The 21,548-nt window shown below is 43.7% G+C and carries 18 protein-coding genes; all 18 read right to left on the reverse strand.

The window, feature by feature from the left end; genetic code table 11:
* Window positions 1-278: hypothetical protein (locus tag OMHG_RS18955; RefSeq protein WP_237566132.1), on the reverse strand; the 278-nt coding region annotated here is incomplete at its 3' end.
* A gap of 115 nt (window positions 279-393) precedes the next feature.
* The gene (locus tag OMHG_RS03570; protein WP_010648390.1) at window positions 394-1,014 is read right to left on the reverse strand and encodes a thymidine kinase; all 621 of its coding nucleotides are present in this window, start codon (window positions 1,012-1,014) and stop codon (window positions 394-396) included.
* Between the two features lie 323 nt (window positions 1,015-1,337).
* Complete coding sequence (locus tag OMHG_RS03575; RefSeq protein WP_010648391.1) at window positions 1,338-1,583, reverse strand: type B 50S ribosomal protein L31; 246 nt, start codon at window positions 1,581-1,583, stop codon at window positions 1,338-1,340.
* A gap of 176 nt (window positions 1,584-1,759) precedes the next feature.
* Complete coding sequence (gene rho / locus OMHG_RS03580; RefSeq protein WP_010648394.1) at window positions 1,760-3,040, reverse strand: transcription termination factor Rho; 1,281 nt, start codon at window positions 3,038-3,040, stop codon at window positions 1,760-1,762.
* Between the two features lie 449 nt (window positions 3,041-3,489).
* Complete coding sequence (gene glpX, locus OMHG_RS03585) at window positions 3,490-4,455, reverse strand: class II fructose-bisphosphatase (RefSeq protein ID WP_010648396.1); 966 nt, start codon at window positions 4,453-4,455, stop codon at window positions 3,490-3,492.
* Window positions 4,456-4,686: 231 nt separating this feature from the next.
* A complete protein-coding gene (locus OMHG_RS03590) occupies window positions 4,687-5,973 on the reverse strand; it encodes a UDP-N-acetylglucosamine 1-carboxyvinyltransferase (RefSeq protein WP_010648398.1) in 1,287 nt (428 codons plus the stop codon).
* A 279-nt stretch (window positions 5,974-6,252) separates the two neighbouring features.
* Window positions 6,253-6,894: a fructose-6-phosphate aldolase gene (fsa, locus tag OMHG_RS03595; protein WP_010648401.1), complete on the reverse strand. Its 642-nt coding sequence runs from the start codon at window positions 6,892-6,894 to the stop codon at window positions 6,253-6,255.
* A gap of 354 nt (window positions 6,895-7,248) precedes the next feature.
* On the reverse strand, window positions 7,249-8,103 hold the full coding sequence (gene fba / locus OMHG_RS03600; RefSeq protein ID WP_010648402.1) for a class II fructose-1,6-bisphosphate aldolase: 855 nt from the start codon (window positions 8,101-8,103) through the stop codon (window positions 7,249-7,251).
* Window positions 8,104-8,219: 116 nt separating this feature from the next.
* A complete protein-coding gene (locus OMHG_RS03605; protein ID WP_010648403.1) occupies window positions 8,220-8,579 on the reverse strand; it encodes a response regulator in 360 nt (119 codons plus the stop codon).
* A 172-nt stretch (window positions 8,580-8,751) separates the two neighbouring features.
* The gene (locus tag OMHG_RS03610) at window positions 8,752-10,365 is read right to left on the reverse strand and encodes a CTP synthase (RefSeq protein WP_010648405.1); all 1,614 of its coding nucleotides are present in this window, start codon (window positions 10,363-10,365) and stop codon (window positions 8,752-8,754) included.
* 235 nt (window positions 10,366-10,600) lie between these two features.
* Entirely contained in the window at window positions 10,601-11,134 is a 534-nt protein-coding gene (gene rpoE / locus OMHG_RS03615) for a DNA-directed RNA polymerase subunit delta (RefSeq protein WP_010648407.1), read from the reverse strand.
* 631 nt (window positions 11,135-11,765) lie between these two features.
* Window positions 11,766-15,008 carry a fused isobutyryl-CoA mutase/GTPase IcmF gene (icmF, locus tag OMHG_RS03620; protein ID WP_010648408.1) on the reverse strand — a complete coding sequence of 1,081 codons (3,243 nt, stop codon included), beginning with the start codon at window positions 15,006-15,008 and terminating at the stop codon, window positions 11,766-11,768.
* A gap of 27 nt (window positions 15,009-15,035) precedes the next feature.
* Window positions 15,036-15,644 carry a TetR/AcrR family transcriptional regulator gene (locus OMHG_RS03625; RefSeq protein WP_010648410.1) on the reverse strand — a complete coding sequence of 203 codons (609 nt, stop codon included), beginning with the start codon at window positions 15,642-15,644 and terminating at the stop codon, window positions 15,036-15,038.
* Window positions 15,645-16,583 carry a methylmalonyl Co-A mutase-associated GTPase MeaB gene (gene meaB, locus OMHG_RS03630; RefSeq protein ID WP_010648412.1) on the reverse strand — a complete coding sequence of 313 codons (939 nt, stop codon included), beginning with the start codon at window positions 16,581-16,583 and terminating at the stop codon, window positions 15,645-15,647.
* A gap of 532 nt (window positions 16,584-17,115) precedes the next feature.
* On the reverse strand, window positions 17,116-18,255 hold the full coding sequence (locus OMHG_RS03635; protein ID WP_010648414.1) for an acyl-CoA dehydrogenase: 1,140 nt from the start codon (window positions 18,253-18,255) through the stop codon (window positions 17,116-17,118).
* A 13-nt stretch (window positions 18,256-18,268) separates the two neighbouring features.
* Complete coding sequence (locus OMHG_RS03640) at window positions 18,269-19,405, reverse strand: acyl-CoA dehydrogenase (protein ID WP_010648416.1); 1,137 nt, start codon at window positions 19,403-19,405, stop codon at window positions 18,269-18,271.
* A 31-nt stretch (window positions 19,406-19,436) separates the two neighbouring features.
* Window positions 19,437-20,288, reverse strand: coding sequence for a 3-hydroxybutyryl-CoA dehydrogenase (locus OMHG_RS03645; RefSeq protein WP_010648418.1), 852 nt, complete (start codon window positions 20,286-20,288; stop codon window positions 19,437-19,439).
* 25 nt (window positions 20,289-20,313) lie between these two features.
* Complete coding sequence (locus OMHG_RS03650; RefSeq protein WP_010648420.1) at window positions 20,314-21,501, reverse strand: acetyl-CoA C-acetyltransferase; 1,188 nt, start codon at window positions 21,499-21,501, stop codon at window positions 20,314-20,316.
* Between the last annotated feature and the right edge of the window lie 47 nt (window positions 21,502-21,548).

Genomic DNA, 21,548 nt, shown 5'->3' on the forward strand with positions numbered 1-21,548 from the left:
TTTTTTCCGCGCTTTCTCCGATATTTCCGCGCTCCTGCCATTTTTTCCGCGCTTTCTTCGATATTTCCGCGGTTCTGACGTTTTTTCCGCGCTTTCTTCGATATTTCCGCGGTTCTGACGTTTTTTCCGCGCTTTCTTCGATATTTCCGCGCTCCCGCTGTTTTTTCCGCGCCAACCACGATATTTCCGCGCTCCCGCTGTTTTTTTCCGCGCCAACCACGATATTTCCGCGCTCCCGCTGCTTTTTCCGCGCCAACTATTGGTTTTCCTGCGCCCAATTGAGTTTTCCGCGGATTCCATTCTCTTTCCCCGTAAAAAAGCACCCTGGTTTCGTGCGTTCCAAAGTCAGCTGACTGGGGTGCGCATGATGCTAGGGTGTTTCGTTTATTATCTCTATTTTACAGCGTTGATTAGGTTGTTAATCTTATTGCTGGTCGGTTTGTTTGGTACATCGTGATGATGGCGGCATCTTGGTTCGTAGGATTCGGATGCGCCAACTAGGATGATCGGGTCGTCGTAGGATGCGGGTTTGCCGTTGATGAGTCTTTGGGTACGGCTTGCAGGTGAGCCGCATACCGGGCAAATGGCATTTAGTTTTGTTACGGATTCGCTGAGAGACATCAATTTAGGTACGGGGCCGAATGGCTCACCGCGAAAATCTGTATCAAGGCCCGCTGCGATTACGCGTATGCCTCTGTTTGCTAGCTCTTCTGCGATTTCTACGACGTTTTCATCAAAAAATTGTACTTCGTCAATTCCGACAATGTCGACATTGCTATCAATATGGTCAAGGATTTCAATTGATTTATCTATTGGACGGGCAATAGTGGATGTGCCGTTGTGAGAGACGACGGCTGTTTCCTCGTAGCGGTCATCGATTGCCGGCTTAAATACGCGCACAGATAAATGTGCATAGGTTGCTCTGCGTACCCGGCGGATCAGTTCCTCCGATTTACCGGAGAACATACTCCCGCATATTACTTCCACCCAGCCGCTTTGTTTCATTACATACATGTTGTGAACCCCTCTCGTCACGGTTAATTAATCTTTATGTACAGTGATTAGTTTACCACTAATTACGACAAGATTAACATGTTTTTTTATATCAAATTTGGATTTTTAAAGTAAAAAAACAGGCAAAATATAGACATTTTGCCTGTCCTTAATAGGGCTGAAAATCAGCCCGCCTGGCAACCGCAGCCGCTCAAGCTTTTTTTATAGTCCGGCGTCGACTCCTAAAAGCAGAGGTCATAAACGATTCACAAGAAAGAGCCAGCTATTGGCCCTTTATTGTGTGGTGCTTATGCTGTCGCTTCAAATCATCGCGTTTAGCCTTCTTATTTCATATTATATTTTTTCTTGAATCGGTCTACACGGCCGCCGACTTTGTCTGCTTTTTGTTTACCTGTGTAGAATGGGTGTGAATCAGAGCTGATCTCAACTTTGATCAATGGGTATGTGTTGCCATCTTCCCACTCGATTGTTTCGTTAGATCCGCGTGTTGATCCGCTCAAGAATTTGTAATCTGAACTAGTATCAAGAAAAACTACTTTTCTGTACTCTGGATGAATATCCTTTTTCATGTTCTTCCACTCCTTTTTGCCCTGAGTCATTTCGAAACAGAGTTATTGTAAGAGCCGTCATAGGTGACTTACACCTTATCTAAACTCACATAGAAAGATTATACCAGTCTGATGTTGCGAATGCAATAGGGATAACTTATTTTCCCCGTTGCACAGGCAAACATTCACGGCTCTTCTTATTTGGTCATTCCTTTACGCTTCATTTCATCTTCCATGGCCTGCAGGAAGTTCTCGTTGCTTTTTGATGCTTTCAAACGTTTCAGGAAGCGTTCAAGGAAGTCATGGGAATCCTGCATGGTTTTGCGGATTGTCCACATCTTATCAAGGTGGCCTTTTTCGACGAGCAGCTCTTCTTTACGTGTTCCTGAACGCAGGATATCAATTGCAGGGAAGATTCTTCGCTCGGCCAGCTGGCGGTCGAGATGGAGTTCCATATTACCCGTACCCTTAAATTCCTCGTAAATAACATCATCCATACGCGATCCTGTTTCAACCAATGCAGTTGCCAAAATCGTAAAGCTTCCGCCTTCTTCAATATTTCGGGCTGCACCGAAGAATCGTTTTGGACGGTGGAATGCTGCAGGATCAATACCACCGGAAAGCGTACGGCCGCTCGGTGGAATTACCAGGTTATAGGCACGTGCCAAACGTGTAATACTATCCATAAGCACTATTACATCGCGCTTATGTTCCACAAGACGCATGGCGCGCTCCAGCACAAGCTCGGACACCTTGATATGGCTCTCCGGTACCTCATCGAATGTTGAACTGACAACATCCACATCAGGTGCTACGGAACGCTCGATGTCTGTAACTTCTTCCGGGCGTTCGTCAACAAGCAGGATGATCAGCTTTGCTTCCGGATGGTTGACAGAAATGCTGTTTGCTATTTCTTTAATAAGCATTGTTTTACCGGCCTTTGGAGGTGCAACAATAAGTCCGCGCTGCCCAAATCCGACTGGTGTCATCAGGTCCATAATTCTTGTAGAAAGTTTATGGGGTTCGGTTTCCAGCTTAATGGCGCGATCTGGATAAAGAGCTGTCAATGCCGGGAAATGCACGCGCTCTTTGGATGAATCCGGGTCCTCGTCGTTCACGGCATCGACATGCAGTAAACCGTAGTAGCGTTCATTTTCTTTTGGAGGACGAACTTTGCCGGATACTTTATCCCCATTTCGCAAATCAAAACGGCGGATTTGGGAAGCGGAAATGTATATGTCTTCAGCACTTGGAGAATAGTTGATGGGTCTCAGGAAACCGAAGCCCTCAGAAGGGATAATCTCCAATACTCCATCCATAAACAGAAAACCATCTTTCTCAGCCTGTGCTTTTAAAATTGAAAAGATTAGTTCTTTTTTGGTCAGCTTTGCATAATAGGATACTTTATATTCCCTGGCCAAAGCATATATTTCTTTTAATGTCATTGTCTCCAAACTGGAGATTGTTAATGTGTCCACTCAATCACCACGCCTATTCCTTTATCTTCTTGGAAAAGATTTAATTTTCTACGGAAAAATGCTGTGCGGGCTGCTTGTTTCCGTGTTATGGTACAAATTTTTGCTGTTTTATCAATTTTTTGATAGATCCACTTCTTAGGAAGGAAGTCCTCGAAGAAATGCAGAGTTTAAAAGAAGCTTTTACAGAAGTACATTCATCAAGATTCTTTTTTTGTTAATGAATGGCATATTTCATGCGTACAAACAGATTAGCCAAATTATACCTGTATTAAACATATATTATATTACTCTTTTAACAGGTAATATTCAATATCATTTTTTACAAAATCTACGTATTATTGCCTGCCAATGGATTATTTTCATAACTATTATTTTCATAGTATAGGATTATGCTAGAAAAAGGAAGCCAATAATTAGCTGGCTTCCTTTATTCCCTATAAAATTTCATATTACTTTATGACAAGATTCGGTTTTTTCTGCAGGCTATGCTCCCCGTCGACGAAACGGACAGTTCCGCTCTTGGCACGCATGACCAGTGACTGTGTAGTCGCTTTGGAGCCCTTAAATTGAACCCCTTTCAGCAATTCCCCATCGGTCACACCTGTAGCGGCAAAAATGGCATCATCACCACTGCAGAAATCATCCATATAAAATACTTTATTCAAGTCTATAATTCCCATTCTTTCACAGCGCTCAATTTCTTCATCATTGGATGGCAGGAGTTTCCCTTGAATCTCGCCTCCAAGGCATTTGAGGGCGGCTGCAGCGATAACCCCTTCTGGAGCGCCTCCAGAACCTAGTAAAATATCGACTCCAGTGTCTTCAAATGCTGTATTGATTGCAGCTGCCACATCACCGGCGGGGATCAGCTTAATCCTTGCACCGGAGCTGCGGATTTCCTCAATCAATTTCGCGTGGCGCGGACGGTCAAGTACTGTTGCAACTACGTCCTCGATATTTTTATTTTTTGCTGTTGCGACTGCTTTTAAATTATCGTATACAGAGGCATTGATATCAATCATCCCTACTGCTTCCGGGCCGACAGCAATTTTTTCCATGTACATATCCGGAGCGTGCAAAAGCGTCCCTTTATCTGCAATCGCTATGACAGTAAGTGCGTTCCAGGTACCCTGTGCAACTATTTCGGTTCCTTCCAGCGGATCCACTGCTACATCGACCCCTGGTCCGTCGCCAGTACCAAGGTTCTCACCGATATACAGCATAGGGGCTTCATCCATTTCGCCCTCTCCGATTACAACTGTTCCTTGCATTGGAATGGTGTCAAACACAGAACGCATGGCAGTTGTTGCTGCGTCATCTGCCTCATCTTTGACACCTCTTCCCATCCAGCGCGCTGATTCTAAAGCCGCTGCCTCTGTTACACGTACCAATTCCATCGATAAACTTCTTTCCATGTTCTCCATCTCCCCATTTAAAATATTCTCATCCCAAAAGAATATACCTTTAAGAGCTGGTATTCATGTTCTCTATATTTTTCGGATGGCTTGCTAGAGTGACGGTTCAGTCGGATTCTATGGTTAGCCGTATAAGGCACCAAACAGTTACCAGTATATGCAACTGACAATTCTTGTTTAAATGTCTTTGCATATCTGTCTGTTAAAAATGGCCGACTCTTCCGTTTCATGTTATGAATTCTGAAATTGGATAATTTCTTTTTCTGTCATTTCTTCGCGCCAGATTTTTGCACCAAGGCTAGTCAGTTTCTCTGTTATTTTTTCATAGCCCCGGTCAATGTGTTCTAGCCCGGTTACTTCCGTAATTCCTTTAGCCATTAATCCAGAAATGATAAGCGCTGCACCCGCGCGCAGATCGGTTGCTTTTACTCTGGCACCTTCCAGCTGTACAGGCCCTGACACAATGACAGATCCGCCTTCCACTTTGATGACGGCATTCATTCTCCTTAATTCATCAATATGCTTTAGGCGTGCTGAATAAATGGTGTCTGTCACCACTCCAGTACCAGCCGCTTTTGTCAGCAATGAAGTAAATGGCTGCTGAAGATCTGTCGGAAACCCTGGATAGACAAGTGTTTTGACATCCACACTTTTTAGAGGTTTTTTAGCGGCGATATAAAGCTGCTCATCGCTTTCCTCTACCGTAACGTTCATTTCACGCAGTTTTGCAATGAGAGATTCCATATGCTGGGAGATTACATTATCAATAATAACTTCCCTTCCTTGCGCAGCCGCTGCAATGGCATATGTGCCAGCCTCAATTCGATCTGGTATTATGGTATGTTTGCACCCATGAAGTGCTGGCACACCTTCAATACGAATTACATCTGTTCCCACGCCTTTAATTTTCGCTCCCATATTGGTAAGCAATGTGGCAACGTCGATAATTTCCGGTTCTTTAGCTGCGTTTTCAATCACTGTCTTACCTTTTGCCTTTACGGCAGCAAGCATGATATTAATGGTCGCGCCAACACTGACCACGTCCAAATAGATTCTGGCACCTCTCAGCTCTTTTGCTCGCAGATAGATAGCGCCTTGTTCATTTGTAACCTCGGCTCCAAGTGCTTCAAAACCTTTAATATGCTGATCGATAGGACGTGGGCCAAGGTAGCAGCCTCCCGGGAGGCCAATAACGGCTTTGTTGAACTTACCTAGCATTGCGCCCATGAAGTAATAAGAGGCACGCAGCTTTTTCACCTTTCCGTTTGGCAATGGCATGGCTACCATCTTTTCAGGGTGGATGGTCATTCTTTGTCCTTCGCGAGATACACTCCCGCCAATTTCCTCTAGCAGATCACCAAGTGTATCGACATCGGATATTTCCGGAAGTCCTTCAATGGTAACGGCTGAATCTGCCAAAATTGATGCCGGCAGTAAGGCTACAGCACTGTTCTTTGCTCCACTGATTCGAACTTCGCCATTTAGTTCATGGCCACCTTCAATTAACAATTTCTGCATTTAGATACCTCGTTCCTGAGAGGTTGTCCAAAAAATATTTGAACACACATCATTTCAGTAATTATTTTTGATAAAAAAAACTAAGTAACATACATTACCCTTTTCTGTGATAACCAATTAGCTTTACTTGAACGTTCACAATGCCAATTCCAAAAATGGGGCTGGCTGCGTCATGTGTCATACTGTACTTTTCTGTTAGTTTTTCCAAGCTTCCAGTCCAGCGCATATGTCATATATGCTTTTGTATTTAGCTTTTGCATTTTTTACCATTTCATGCGGTTATTTTTGATTATTCCAATCTGCAAGGAACCTCTCAATTCCTTGATCTGTTAATGGATGTTTTACTAGAGAAGATAATACTTTGTAAGGGATTGTTGCAATATGTGCACCGTTTACCGCAGCATCTGTAACATGTAATGGATGACGAATCGATGCAGCAATAATTTCTGTGCTGATATTATGGCGATCAAAGATTTCTGCTATTGTAGCAATTAATGTCATTCCGTCCTGGCCAATATCATCCAAACGCCCAAGGAATGGCGAAACGTAGGTTGCACCTGCACGTGCTGCAAGTAATGCCTGATTCGCATTGAAAATTAAGGTCACATTGGTCTTGATATTAAGGTCACTGAATGCTTTTACCGCCTTCAGTCCTTCCAAGGTCATTGGTACTTTAACCGTAATGTTAGGTGCAATTGCTGCAAGTTCTTTACCTTCTTCAATCATACCTGCTGCATCTTCAGCAATAACTTCTGCACTGACAGAACCAGCTACTTCAGCAGTAATTTCATGTAAGCGATCATGGAAAGAAACCCCTTCTTTGGCAACAAGACTTGGGTTTGTAGTTACTCCGGCCAAGATACCTAATTCATTTGCCGAACGAATTTCTTCAATGTTTGCAGTATCGATAAAAAACTTCATCAACGTTCACCTTCACTTTCCCCTGTTTGGATTTCTATATGGACGTAAAAGCTGAACCAAAAGGAACAGCTTGTCCATATACATATATCTAGTTACATTTCCAGTTACTATGCAGCAGTACGCTAATATAGCAATACGGCTTTATTTAAGAAAGGTTACCCCGTTTTTATCGGCAAGCTCCATTCAGGCCCGCTGACTTTTCTGTTTTCCCTATGGATTGATCAGCATCAAATAAGACCCCAAAAATGCGCTCTCTTTATCTGCCAATTACAGATTCCTAAGGCTTTGATGTGAACCATGCCAATTTGGCGCGGGGCGGGCCAGCTTTAGTCGAATCTTGCGGTATTTGCTTTATTAAGCTTGTTGAGATGAACCGAATTCGCGCATTTTACCTTTAACAGTCTCTTTAATTGCTTCTGTACCAGGTCCTAAATATTTACGTGGATCATAAAGTTTTGGCTTAGCATTCAATGTTTCGCGAACTGCTTTTACTTGAGCAAGTTGATTTTCTGTATTTACATTAATCTTAGCTGTTCCAAGTGAAATAGCTTTTTTAATGTCTTTTGTCGGGATTCCAGTACCGCCATGCAATACAAGAGGAACTTGTACAAGATCCAGGATTTCTTCCATCTCTGCAAATCCAAGGTTTGGTTCGCCTTGGTACTCTCCATGAACGGAACCTAAAGCTGGTGCAAGACAGTCAATGCCTGCTTCTGAAACAAGCTTTTTACATTCGTTCGGATCAGCATACATGATACCGCCGATTACGCCATCTTCATCTCCGCCTACAGTACCAACTTCGGCTTCAACGGATACGCCATGAATGTGAGCAAGCTCAACTACTTTGCTGGTTAAAGCAACATTTTCTTCTATTGTAGAATGTGAAGCATCAATCATGACAGAAGTGAAACCTGCATGAATAGCTTGGGCACATTTTTCAAAGCTTGAACCATGGTCTAAGTGAATAGCTACTGGCACAGTTGTACCATATGATTCCATTAATGACTGAACCATTGCTACTACAACGTTAAAACCACCCATATATTTTCCTGCACCTTCAGAAACACCAAGGATTACTGGTGACTTTTCTTCTTCTGCTGCCTGCAGGATAGCTTGGATATATTCCAAGTTGTTAATATTGAATTGACCTACTGCATAACCATTATCTTTTCCTTTTTCTAGCATGTCTTTCATTGATACTAATGGCATTACAAAATCCTCCTCATTGCTTTTATTGAAACTGATTTCTTTAACTAGTTCCACACAATATAAGAATACCAACTACGACTGATTGGCGCAACAACTAAGGGTTGACAGCTCCCCTGTCACAGCAATATTTCTCCAACCTGTATGCAAAAATCCTTTATATTAAAAGGCTTTGCGATAATTTTCTTTACCATTTTGATTTTTTCTATTTCTGTAATGATATTTTCTGTCATCCCACTCATAACTATTACAGGAATTTCATTTTTTTCTTTTTCTAATATGTTCAGTACTTCTTTCCCGTCAATGATCGGCAGCTTATAATCCAAAATAATTAAGTCATAAGAGTCCTTCTGAAGCCTATCTATTGCTTCTTTCCCCGTACTTGCCAAAGATACGCTGTAGCCTTCACTGTCCAAAATATCATTTAAAAGCAAACGAATCCCTGCCTGATCATCGACAACCAATATCTCTTTTTGCATATGTATTACGTCCCCTCAATAATGTATATGCCCCTCTTAGTATTTCTATAAGAACCTCTATAATCCTGCATAGTTTCAAATTATTTCCAAATGGGTGCCTGTCACTTCCCGAATTTTGTCGAAAAATATAAAAATACCACGCCGTTTATAAAATAGCGTGGTATTTTTTAGATTATTTATTTTTGTTGTTCTGTTCTACAGATGCGCCAATAAATCCTTTGAATAGACTCTGTGCTCTAGTAGGACGTGATGTGAATTCTGGATGGAATTGGCAGGCGACAAACCATGGGTGGTTTTCTATTTCAATGGTTTCCACCAATCTGCCATCCGGGCTTGTACCAGAGAAGATAAAGCCCTTCTCTGCCATTTGCTCACGGTAATCATTATTGAATTCATAACGATGACGGTGACGTTCTTCAATAATGTCCGCTCCATCGTATGCTGCTTTTGTTTTCGTCCCATCGATTAATTTACAAGGATAGGAACCGAGCCTTAACGTACCTCCAAGGTCTTCAATATCTTTCTGCTCTGGAAGCAGGTCAATGATTGGATACGGTGTATTCGGGTCAATCTCTGCTGAATGTGCACCTTCAAGCCCAACCACATTGCGGGCAAACTCAACAGATGCCAATTGCATACCAAGACAAATTCCAAAGAATGGAATATTATTTTCGCGTGCATAACGTATTGCCTCAATCTTGCCATCGATGCCACGATCGCCGAATCCACCAGGAACAATGATTCCATCTACACTTGATAGCTCTAATTCAATAGCATTTTTATCCAGCTGTTCCGAATTGATCCAATGCACATTAATGTCAGCATCAAAGTCGTATCCTGCATGCTTTAAGGATTCTACAACAGAAAGATAGGCATCAGGAAGTTCGACATACTTACCCACAAGACCAATATCGATTTTACGGCTTAGGTTTCTGACTTTAGAGACCAGTTTCTTCCATTCTTTCATATCGGCTGCTCCGCAATCCAGACCAAAGTGATCACAGGTCAACTGATCGAGGTTTTGCTCCTGAAGAGCGATAGGAACCTGATAAAGTGTGTCAGCATCGCGCATCTCGATTACTGCCTTTTCGTTGATATCGCAGAATAAGGCTATTTTTTCCTTCATTTCTTTACTGATTGGCAATTCTGTACGCAATACAATTACATCCGGCTGGATACCCAATGAGCGTAATTCCTTCACACTATGCTGGGTAGGCTTGGTTTTCATTTCACCAGCGACTTTAATATATGGTACGAGTGTGCAGTGTACGTACATAACACTGTCACGGCCTACATCGCTCTTAATTTGGCGAATTGCTTCAAGGAATGGAAGGGATTCGATGTCTCCAACCGTACCGCCGATTTCTGTAATGACAACATCAGCCTCAGTTGCTTCACCCGCGCGGAGAACCTGCTCCTTAATTTCATTTGTGATATGCGGAATTACCTGTACAGTTCCACCTAGATAGTCTCCGCGGCGCTCTTTTCTAATGACACTGGAATATACTTTCCCTGTTGTAATATTACTGAATTTATTCAAATTGATATCGATGAAGCGCTCATAATGTCCCAAATCAAGGTCAGTCTCTGCGCCATCCTGTGTAACAAAAACCTCTCCGTGCTGGTATGGACTCATGGTTCCAGGGTCCACATTAATATATGGGTCAAACTTTTGAATCGTCACTTTCAATCCACGGTTTTTCAATAAACGCCCAAGCGAAGCAGCGGTTATTCCTTTTCCCAATGAAGAAACAACTCCACCTGTTACAAATATATATTTGGTCACTGTTCATCCTTCTTTCTATCCTTGTCTTGATGTTCTAAAGCCATCTATTTCTTCTTTTTGCACCTATACATTGTATTGATTATTATTGCTTAAATTGAAAATAAAATAAGAAAAGCGTTTCCCCATATTACCTGGGGAAACGCTTTGTTTTTTAAATTCAAAGAGCCCAATAAAAATTGTACTCATACTCCTCTAAAAAGTCAAGCAACCCTTAACATCTTTTTGACAAAATGTATTACTTGTTATCCTCGACATCTTCAGCGATATCTTTATCAATATCTTCATCGATTTTCTCTTCCATGTCCTTATCGAGATCATCATCGTCATCATCGAAGTCATCGTCAAAATCTTCGTCATCATCGTCATCCAAATCATCGAAGCCATCCACTACATCATCAATATCATCATCAACGATATCCAGCTCTTCAACTTCCTCATCATCTGGAACAACTGCCTTTTTCTTCTTCGCTTTTTTCTTCTTTTTCGGTTCAGCATGGATTTCCTCTTCTGCTTGTTCTACAGGATACCAGCGCTTAAGGCCCCACATTCCAGAACCAAGTGTAATGAAGCGACCGTCAACATTCATATCTGTATAAAACTGAGAGATATTTTCCTTCTTTTCTTTTGCTGTAAAACCTTTGATTTCCGAAATTTTATCATAGATTTCTTTGTAGTTAATTGCTTTCTTTTCATCGAATAAGATATGACTTGCCAATTCAATCATTGCCATATTTTTTAATTCTTCGTGGCTAAAATTATCCAAGCTCACGGCCATGCACTCCCTTTACTAAAATATTGAAGGCTTTTTGAGCCCGATTTATCATATTAATGTCGCACAACATACTAAATTAACTATACCATTTTTCAATTGCAATAAACATATCTTACATTATAAACAATTATATATGCAACATGCCAGAATTAAAGCTAGAAAAGTTAAGAATTACATTTTTTCATAACTTTTCTAGCTTTAGTCAATTTAGCTTGAATCGTAAATGTCGATGGTGCTTCTATTCTAATTAGTTTCGCGTGGGCTAGAGACTACGGTCATAAGCATTAGACTCTCCGCGCGACAAGCCCTTGCGCTCTGCGGTCTTCTGCTTATGCCCTGCGTCTCTGAACGAGCCCGCTACACTTTTCTTTTGGCTAGTTTCAGCGACCAGGGGCTTGTGGACTTCCCGGACCTCCGTTCGATAAGTCAACAGCAAATCGCTTCGCTCTTTGTGTTTCCTTTATCTCCTGCGGTCCAGTCTGCTACAACGCTTTTGGGTTATGGCTAGCTTCGCGTGGGCTAGAGACTACAGCCATAAGCATTAGACTCTCCGAGCGCTTAACCCTTGCGCTCTGCGGTCTTCTGCTTATGCCCTGCGTCTCTGATCAAGCCCGCTACACTTTTCTATCTACATATTCCTTCTGTATTGGCCGCCTACTTGGTAGAGGGCTGTGGTGATTTGGCCTAGGCTTGCTGTTTTGACGGTTTCCAGAAGCTCTTCAAAGATGTTTCCTCCGGCTGCTGCCACTTCTTTTAGGCGTGTTAATGCTTCTTCAACTTCGTCTTGATGGATATCCTGAAATGCCCGCAATTGTTGTATTTGATGATCTTTTTCTTCCTTGGATGCCCGTGCCAGCTCCATCTCATTCATCTTTTCATCGGATGGCGGATTCGGATTCAGATAGGTGTTCACGCCGATGATCGGAAGTTCACCTGAATGTTTCTTTCCTTCATAATACATAGACTCTTCCTGGATTTTTCCGCGCTGGTATTGGCGCTCCATTGCACCAAGCACCCCGCCGCGGTCATTTATTTTTTCAAATTCCTGCAAGACCGCTTCTTCCACAAGATCTGTCAGTTCATCAACAATGAACGAACCTTGCAGGGAGTTTTCATTTTTCGTCAGACCAAATTCCCTATTGATGATCATTTGGATGGCCATGGCACGTCTTACTGACTCCTCTGTCGGCGTTGTAATTGCCTCATCGTAAGCATTTGTGTGCAATGAATTGGTATTATCCTGGATAGCCAATAGGGCTTGCAGTGTTGTTCGGATATCATTAAAATCTATTTCCTGAGCGTGCAGGGAACGGCCGGATGTCTGAATATGGTATTTCAATTTCTGACTCCGTTCATCTGCCCCATACTTATCACGCATTGTAATGGACCAGATCCGGCGGGCTACACGACCGATGACAGTATACTCCGGATCGAGACCATTGGAAAAGAAGAAGGAAAGATTCCGGGCGAATTTATTTATATCCATCCCTCTGCTCAAATAATATTCCACATACGTAAACCCATTAGCGAGCGTGAATGCAAGCTGTGTAATCGGATTTGCCCCTGCTTCAGCGATATGATATCCGGAAATGGAGACAGAATAATAATTGCGTACATTTTTATCAATAAAATATTCCTGGATATCCCCCATCATGCGCAAAGCAAATTCTGTCGAGAAGATACAGGTGTTCTGACCTTGATCCTCTTTTAAAATATCAGCCTGGACCGTGCCGCGGATAATCGATATTGTCTCATCCTTTAATTTGCTGTATTCCTGTTCATTTGGATTCCGTTTGTTTTCCTCTTTAAATCTGTCCACCTGCTGATCAATGGCGGTATTAAAATACATCGCCAAAATAATCGGGGCAGGTCCATTGATTGTCATAGAAACAGAGGTGAGCGGATTTGTCAGATCAAAACCGGCATATAGCTTCTTCATGTCCTCCAATGTACAGATATTGACACCACTTTCACCAATTTTACCGTAAATATCAGGGCGCTCGGCGGGGTCTTCTCCATATAATGTTACGGAGTCAAATGCAGTGGAAAGCCGCTTCGCATCATCATTTTTCGATAAATAATGAAATCGGCGGTTTGTCCGTTCAGGTGTACCTTCTCCAGCAAATTGCCGTGTTGGATCTTCTCCCTTACGCTTAAACGGGAAGACTCCAGCAGTAAACGGAAAGGAGCCTGGGACATTTTCTTTTAACAACCATTTCAGCCGTTCTCCCCAATCGATATATTTCGGGAACGCCACTTTCGGAATCTTAAGTCCTGACAAGGTTTCACTAGTAATATCCATGGGGATTTCTTTATCTCTCACCATAAATGTCAGTGTGTCCCCACTATAGCTTTCCTCCAGCGTTCCCCAGGAATCCAGCAGCCTTTTTGCTTGTGGGTCCAGTTGCTCTTGGAGTTGATCAAACGTTTGATCAATTCTATCAATTACAGCTTTGTCCTCCAGCAGCAGCTTTGCACCATCCAGCTGATAGAGCTTTCTTGCAATATCACTTTGTTTTTCGATCCGTTGGTGGTAATTCCGTATATAAGAAGATATTTCCCTCAGGTAGTGTCTTCGCTCATTCGTTATGATACTGTTCTGTTTTTCGGAAATAACATGTCTGTCAAAGCCTATTTTCTCATCCCAGCTGTATTTTTCATTCAATGTATCGATTAATGCTGCAAATAAAGCATTTGTACCTGCATCATTAAATTGGCTTGCGATTGTTCCAAATACAGGAAACGTCTGTTTATCCCGCTGAAAGAGCATATGACTCCGTTCATATTGTTTTCTTACTTGATTCAATGCATCCTCGGAGCCTTTTTGTTCATATTTATTGATAACAATGAAATCAGCATAATCGATCATGTCTATCTTCTCGAGCTGTGTCGGTGCCCCAAATTCCGCTGTCATCACATACATGGACAGATCGCTTATTTCTGTGATTGCCGCATCTCCCTGCCCGATACCACTTGTCTCCACGATAATAAAGTCAAATCCGGATGCGCGCACAACATCTATAACATCCTGTATAGCATTGGAAAGTTCCGTTCTTGAGTCTCTTGTCGCTAAGGAACGCATGTATACCCTGTCCGTGAAAATTGCATTCATTCGTATCCTGTCTCCAAGCAAAGCGCCGCCGGTTTTCTTTTTCGTTGGATCAATCGAAATAATGGCCAGCTTCTTATCCTCGACCTCATTCAAAAACCGCCGAATCAATTCATCTGTAAGAGAGCTTTTTCCAGCACCGCCAGTACCTGTTATACCTAGCACCGGTGTTTCCCTATTGCCTATCTCTCTTAATATCTGACGAAATTCCTGCTTTTGCTCAGCTTCCAATTGGTTGGACTCTGCATAGGTGATAAATTTTGCAATGGCATTTCTGTCACCCTGTTTTAGCCTTTCCAACTCACGGTTATAATCAACCGAGGGTAAATAATCGCATTGTTGGAGCATCCGATTAATCATGCCTTGCAATCCATATTTGCGCCCATCTTCGGGCGAAAAGATCCATGCAACTCCATAATCATGAAGTTCCTTAATCTCACGAGGAATGATAGTTCCACCTCCACCTCCAAACACCTTGATATGACTTGCTTCAAGCTCTTTCAGCAGATCCACCATATATTTAAAATATTCCACGTGGCCGCCTTGGTAGGATGATATTGCTATACCTTGAGCGTCCTCCTCAATCGCCGCGTGAACAACCTCTTCAACTGATCTGTTATGTCCTAAGTGAATGACTTCTGCGCCACTTGCCTGCAGAATCCGTCTCATGATATTGATTGATGCATCATGCCCATCGAATAAACTTGAAGCGGTTACAAAACGGACAGGATTTACCGGTGTGTTTACCTCAGACTTTTCCATCAAATCAACCTCCCTGTTTGATCTTTTCTATTTAATTGAGTTATTAATCAGATTCAATTGCATATCAATATATTCATCCAATGAAAATCGTTTTTGAAGAATCCATCTGCGGAATCCCCACATATGCCCCTCCACTACGATGTTATTGGCAAGCAGTGCAACCTGCCCGACCGAAAGTTTAGCGTTAATAGAGGCTGTGATGACCTTCTCAATAAGCCTGACCATATCCCGTTCTTTTTGCAGAACATAATCCCTCGATTCCTTTTTCAAGGATTTAACTTCCTGGTAGAGGATTACGATTTCATCCTGCATGTCATCCATTAGATAGAAAAAGGACCGTATCCCCTTCTTCATATTAGGAATGGTCGGGTTTTCCAGATCTACTGCCAATTCAATCCGCTCGCGAACCTGTTCATAGATGGAGTCACACACAAGGAATAGCACATCTTCTTTTGTGCGGATATATTCATATAACGTACCAATACTGAAACCAGATTCCTTTGCTATTTCACGGGTAGTCGTTCGGTGAAATCCCTTTTCCTTAAATAGCTTAATCGCACCTTTAATAATTTGATCCCTCCGCTTTTTTACAAGCTCCTGATCTTTTACCGATGAAAGGATTTTCTCATCTTTCATTCAGCTATTCCCCCCTTCCTTTTTCCATTCTGCAAGCAATTTAATGGCCAGCCGATATGGGTCGGAGCTGGCTTCAATCAGCGGTAGATCGTCCTTTTCTTTAAGGAAAGCTATAACGTCGCGCCAAATTTCTTCTCGGATTAATTCATAGACCTCCAGCTCCAGCTGCTCCCTGCGTCGCCTCTCACCAGATCTAGTTCTATACAAATAATCATGATGTTCCTTAATCTTCTCCCAGAGCTCATCGATTCCCTTTTTTTCAGTGGTTATTGTCTTTACAATTGGTATGATATGCTCTTCAGTTGCCGACATCATCACAAGCTCGCGCAGCAGTGCCTTGAGCTTTTCAACACCTTGAAGGTCTGCCTTGTTGATGACAAACAGATTGGCGATTTCCATAATACCTGCTTTGAAAATCTGGAGAACATCTCCACTGTTTGGTGTCAGCACAACAGCCGTTGTATCAACCACTTTCATAATATCAAGCTCGGATTGACCAACCCCCACCGTTTCAACAATGATTACATCAAATCCGTACGCATCACATATCCGGATAGCATCCTTGGTCGCACGCGAAAGACCGCCCAAACTTCCACGCGTTGCCATACTGCGGATGAAAACTCCATCATCCGTAAAATGCTGATTCATGCGGATACGATCACCAAGCAATGCCCCACCGCTGAACGGACTGGTAGGATCCACTGCAATAACAGCTACAGTCATTCCCTCTTTTCGGGTATGTGTAATTAACTGGTTAACAAGCGAACTTTTTCCCGCACCAGGCGAACCCGTTAGCCCAACATAAATAGCGTGTTTTCCCAGTGAAAATACATCGCTTAACAACGGTAACTTCTCAGGGTGATCATTTTCCACCATGGTAATCGCCCTTGCCAGTGCACGTATATCCTTCTTCCTCATCCGTTCCACGAGTTCATGCATGCGGTTACTTCCTTTCTTTTTTGATATGAGTGTCCGGGCCGATTGTTGGTAAGATGGCCGGGCACGGTTGGCACGCGGGTGAGGTAATGCCGGGCGGGGGAGGGAGCGCGGGGCGGGGTGCTGTTTGCACGCGGGGCGGGCGGGGATTCCGCGGTTTTCCTGGTTTTTCCGCGCTTCTCGAGATTATTCCGCGCTTTCCTGGGTTTTTCCGCGCTTCTGGCGATATTTCCGCGCTTTCCTGGGTTTTTCCGCGCTTCTTGAGATTATTCCGCGCTTTCCCGGGTTTTTCCGCGCTTCTGGCGATATTTCCGCGCTTTTCTGGTTTTTTCCGCGCTTCTTGAGATTATTCCGCGCTTTCCCGGGTTTTTCCGCGCTTCTGACGATATTTCCGCGCTTTCCTGGTTTTTTCCGCGATTCTGGCGATATTTCCGCGCTTTCCTGGGTTTTTCCGCGCTTCTCGAGATTATTCCGCGCTTTCCTGGTTTTTCCGCGCTTTCCTTCAGTCTCTCGTGGTACGAGCCGTTTCCTCGCTTTATTTTGTCAGCATTCTTCCGATGACGAGGCGTTGGATTTCATTTGTTCCTTCATAAATCTGAGTGATTTTGGCATCCCGCATGTAGCGTTCGACTGGGTAATCCTTTGTATAGCCGTATCCGCCAAATATTTGAACTGCCTCCACCGTTGTACGCATTGCAGCATCGCCTGCAAATAATTTGGACATTGCGGATGCTTTTCCATATGGGAGACCTTGTGATTCTAGCCATGCGGCCTGATAGGTGAGCAGACGTGCGGCTTCTATTTCCGTTGCCATATCGGCGAGTTTAAAAGAAATCCCTTGATTATTTGCGATAGGTTTGCCGAATTGTTCCCTTCCTTTTGCATATTCTACTGCAGCGTCGAGGGCTCCTTGGGCGATTCCGAGTGCCTGGGCTGCGATTCCATTCCTGCCACCATCTAGGGTCGTCATGGCAATCTTGAATCCTTCCCCTTCGGCACCCAGCAGGTTTTCTTTTGGAATGCGGCAGTTTTCAAAGATTAATTCAGTCGTAGGCGAGGAGCGGATCCCGAGTTTCTTTTCCTTTTTACCGAATGAAAAACCGTCCGTTCCGCTCTCTACAATGAATGCGCTGATACCTTTATGTTTTGCATCTGCATCCGTTTTGGCAAATACGATGTAGATATCTGCGACACCGCCATTGGTAATCCACACCTTATTGCCATTTAGCACAAAGTGATCCCCGTCTTCCTTGGCAGTTGTTTTCATCGAAACGACATCACTCCCTGCACCTGGTTCTGATAAGGCATATGCTCCCAATGCGTCTCCTGTTGCCAGGCGGCTCAGAAAGGTTTTCTTTTGCTCTTCGTTGCCATATTTATAGATTGGCCAGCTTGCGAGTGACAAGTGTGCAGACAAGGTTACACCGGTTGAGGCACATACTCTGGATAGTTCTTCAACGGCAATCACGTAGCTGACAAAGTCGGCATCAATTCCGCCATATTGCTCAGGCCACGGAATTCCAGTTAATCCAAGGCCAGCCATTTTATCAAAAATGTCCCTATCAAATCGTTCTTCCTCATCCCGTTCTGCGGCAGTTGGCTTCACTTCCTTCTCAGCAAAATCACGGACCATCTTCCGCAGCATTTCCTGTTCTTCACTCAATTGAAAATTCATCTCGGTTCTCCCCTTAATCATTTAATAGATGCTTAGCGATTACGATATGCTGGATTTCATTTGTTCCTTCATAAATTTCTGTAACTTTTGCATCCCGAAACAGACGCTCTGCCGAATATTCCTCGGTATATCCATATCCGCCAAAGATCTGAATAGCCTCAATGGCATTATTCATTGCCGTTTTGGACGCCATCATTTTTGCCATGGATGTTTCCTTGCCGCAGGAGATTCCCTTTTGTATGAGTTCCGCAGCATGATAGGTTAATAGTTTTGCCGATTCAACCGCTGTCGCCATGTCTGCCAGCTTAAAGGATATCCCTTGGTTGTTCGCAATCGGTTTGCCGAACTGTTTCCTTTCCTTGGCATATGCAACAGCAAGCTCCAGCGCTGCTTCCGCAATTCCAAGTGCCTGAGCTGCGATTCCGATTCTGCCAATGTTTAGATTGTCCATGGCAATTTGGAAGCCTTTCCCCTCTTCGCCAAGCAGGTTTTCTTTCGGTACCGCACATTGATCAAAAGTAAGCTGGACAGTACTTGATCCATGAAGCCCCATCTTTTTTTCCTTCTTTCCGATAATAAGTCCAGATGAGTCCTTTTCCACAATGAAGGCACTGATATCCTTGCCACCTTCCCCTGTACGGGCAAAGGTGATATAGGTGTCTGCTGCTGATCCATTTGTTATGAAAGCCTTCGATCCATTTAAGATGTAGGTGTCGCCAGCTTTTTTGGCAGTTGTCTTTAGACTTCCTGCATCCGATCCCGCAGACGGTTCTGTCAGGGCAAAGGCACCTAGAAATTCACCACTGGCAAGCTTTGGAAGGAACCGGTTTTTTTGCTCCTCATTGCCGGCATACAAAATGGGATTAGTACCGACTGAGGTATGGACTGATAAAATTACCCCGACTGCTGCACTCACCTTTGAAAGCTCATGAATGGTGCTGATGTAAGATATAAAATCCATTCCAGCACCTCCATATTGTTCAGGAATCGGTATACCCATCAGACCTAATTCTCCCATTCTGCTAACCAATTCAATCGGGAAGCGATCTTCTTTTTCCATTCGCTCGATTGCTGCTTCGACCTCATTATGCGCAAAGTCCCGCACCATTTTTCGAAGCATGTTCTGTTCTTCCGTAAAATTCATTGCCATCTGCATGCACCTCACTTTAGGTTGGAATAACTCAGTTGTATTGATAGAAACCCCTGCCTGATTTCTTGCCGAGCCAGCCTGCCTTCACATACTGCCTAAGTAGTGGGCATGGTCGGTATTTACTGTCCCCAAAACCTTCGTGGAGGACTTCCATAATATACAAGCATGTATCCAGTCCAATAAAATCTGCTAACGTAATTGGTCCCATCGGATGGTTCATTCCCAGTTTCATGACCCGATCCACGTCTTCTGGAGAGGCAACACCTTCGTAGACTGTGTAAATCGCTTCGTTGATCATTGGCATGAGCACACGGTTGGAGACAAACCCTGGAAAATCCTTCACTTCTACCGGAGATTTATGTAATTGGTTTGTCATGGATTTAATAGATTCATACGTCTCATCACTTGTCTGCAATCCACGGATGATTTCCACAAGCTTCATGATTGGAACCGGATTCATAAAATGCATGCCGATAACTTGTTCTGACCGATTTGTTACTGCGGCTATCTCGGTTATTGGCAGTGAAGAAGTATTAGAAGCAAGGATTGCATGTGCCGGAGCATAACGATCCAGTTCACTGAATACATTGGCTTTCACATCCATATTCTCCACCACTGCTTCAATTACAAGATCACATGTCCTGGCGTCCTTCAAATCGCTTGATAGTGTCAGCCGCTCCAATGCTGCAGTTTTATCTTCTTCTGCCAATTTTCCTTTTTCCACATTTCGGCTAAGCAGCTTCTCCATTGAGGAGAGGCCTTTTTGCAAAGCTGCTTCATTCATGTCGTTCAGCAATACATCAAATCCCGATTGTGCACAAACCCGGGCAATTCCTGATCCCATTTGTCCCGCTCCTACTACCATCACTGTTTTAATTGTCATTCGCTTTAGACACTCCTTTACTTGATTATCTCTTAGGCACTTCAATCAATATGGCATCTCCCTGGCCGCCGCCACTGCAAATCGCAGCAATTCCAAGCCCAACGCCACGCCGCTTCAGTTCATGGATTAAGGTTAAAATAATACGGGCCCCACTAGCACCGATAGGGTGTCCCAATGCAACAGCGCCCCCATTGACATTCACCTTTTCAGAGTCGATTCCAGCTATCTCACCGCTTACGAGGGAAACGGCAGCAAATGCTTCATTGATCTCAAATAAATCAATCGCTTCTTTGGAATACCCTGTTTTTTCGAGAAGCTTATTAATGACCAGACCTGGAGTCTGCGGAAAATCCCTTGCTTCTACGGCTATTTCTGCATGACCAAGAATGGTTGCCATTGGCTCTTTGCCAAGTTCAGCCGCCTTCTCATCTGCCATCACAACAAAGGCACATGCCCCATCATTGACCCCTGGGGCATTTCCTGCAGTGATTGTGCCACTATGGCCAAAGGCAGAAGGCAGGGCGGCTAGTTTCTCTATAGTCGTATCTTTTCGTGGTGCTTCATCGGTGTCGATAATGATTGGCTTGCCTTTACGCACCGGCACTTCCACTGCTGTAAGTTCTTCTGCAAACTTGCCCTCTTCAATCGCTTTTGCTGCCCGCTGATGGCTGCGGTAGGACCATTCATCCTGCGACTGGCGTGTTAGTTTGAATGCTTCCGCTGTAGAGTTGCCGTAATTGCCCATATGAACGCCAGTAAATGTGCAGGTTAGACCGTCATGAACCATCATATCGACGACCTGCTTATCGCCCATCCTGCTTCCCCAGCGGGTATCCGGCAGAAAATAGGGTGCATTACTCATGCTTTCCATTCCGCCAGCGATGATGGTATCTTCATCCCCTAGACGAATCAGCTGATCGGCAAGCGTTACGCTGCGCAAACCGGAGGCACAGACTTTATTGATTGTTTCCGTCTTTACTTCCCATGGCAAACCGGCTTCACGGGCTGCCTGTCTGGAAGGAATTTGCCCCTGGCCGCCCTGCAGAACCGTTCCCATAATAACCTCATCCACCTCAATACCATCCATCCCCGCACGAATCATTGCTTCTTTAATCGCTATTCCGCCAAGCTGTGCAGCCGTGAGTGCTTTTAAACCTCCGCCGAACTTGCCAAATGGGGTTCTTGCTCCAGAAACGATAACGGTTTTCCTCATTTTCTTCATCCCTTCTATGTTTTTTACTATTGGCTGATGAACTGACT

Source organism: Oceanobacillus massiliensis str. N'diop (assembly GCF_000285495.1).
GTDB lineage: Bacteria > Bacillota > Bacilli > Bacillales > Amphibacillaceae > Oceanobacillus > Oceanobacillus massiliensis.

Coding starts and splice junctions, on each gene's coding strand:
- OMHG_RS03570 (WP_010648390.1), bottom strand. CDS start 1,014: ATGTATGTAATGAAACAAAGCGGCTGGGTGGAAGTAATATGCGGGAGT.
- OMHG_RS03575 (WP_010648391.1), bottom strand. CDS start 1,583: ATGAAAAAGGATATTCATCCAGAGTACAGAAAAGTAGTTTTTCTTGAT.
- glpX (WP_010648396.1), bottom strand. CDS start 4,455: ATGGAAAGAAGTTTATCGATGGAATTGGTACGTGTAACAGAGGCAGCG.
- OMHG_RS03590 (WP_010648398.1), bottom strand. CDS start 5,973: ATGCAGAAATTGTTAATTGAAGGTGGCCATGAACTAAATGGCGAAGTT.
- fsa (WP_010648401.1), bottom strand. CDS start 6,894: ATGAAGTTTTTTATCGATACTGCAAACATTGAAGAAATTCGTTCGGCA.
- fba (WP_010648402.1), bottom strand. CDS start 8,103: ATGCCATTAGTATCAATGAAAGACATGCTAGAAAAAGGAAAAGATAAT.
- OMHG_RS03605 (WP_010648403.1), bottom strand. CDS start 8,579: ATGCAAAAAGAGATATTGGTTGTCGATGATCAGGCAGGGATTCGTTTG.
- icmF (WP_010648408.1), bottom strand. CDS start 15,008: ATGGAAAAGTCTGAGGTAAACACACCGGTAAATCCTGTCCGTTTTGTA.
- OMHG_RS03625 (WP_010648410.1), bottom strand. CDS start 15,644: ATGAAAGATGAGAAAATCCTTTCATCGGTAAAAGATCAGGAGCTTGTA.
- meaB (WP_010648412.1), bottom strand. CDS start 16,583: ATGCATGAACTCGTGGAACGGATGAGGAAGAAGGATATACGTGCACTG.
- OMHG_RS03635 (WP_010648414.1), bottom strand. CDS start 18,255: ATGAATTTTCAATTGAGTGAAGAACAGGAAATGCTGCGGAAGATGGTC.
- OMHG_RS03640 (WP_010648416.1), bottom strand. CDS start 19,405: ATGGCAATGAATTTTACGGAAGAACAGAACATGCTTCGAAAAATGGTG.
- OMHG_RS03645 (WP_010648418.1), bottom strand. CDS start 20,288: ATGACAATTAAAACAGTGATGGTAGTAGGAGCGGGACAAATGGGATCA.
- OMHG_RS03650 (WP_010648420.1), bottom strand. CDS start 21,501: ATGAGGAAAACCGTTATCGTTTCTGGAGCAAGAACCCCATTTGGCAAG.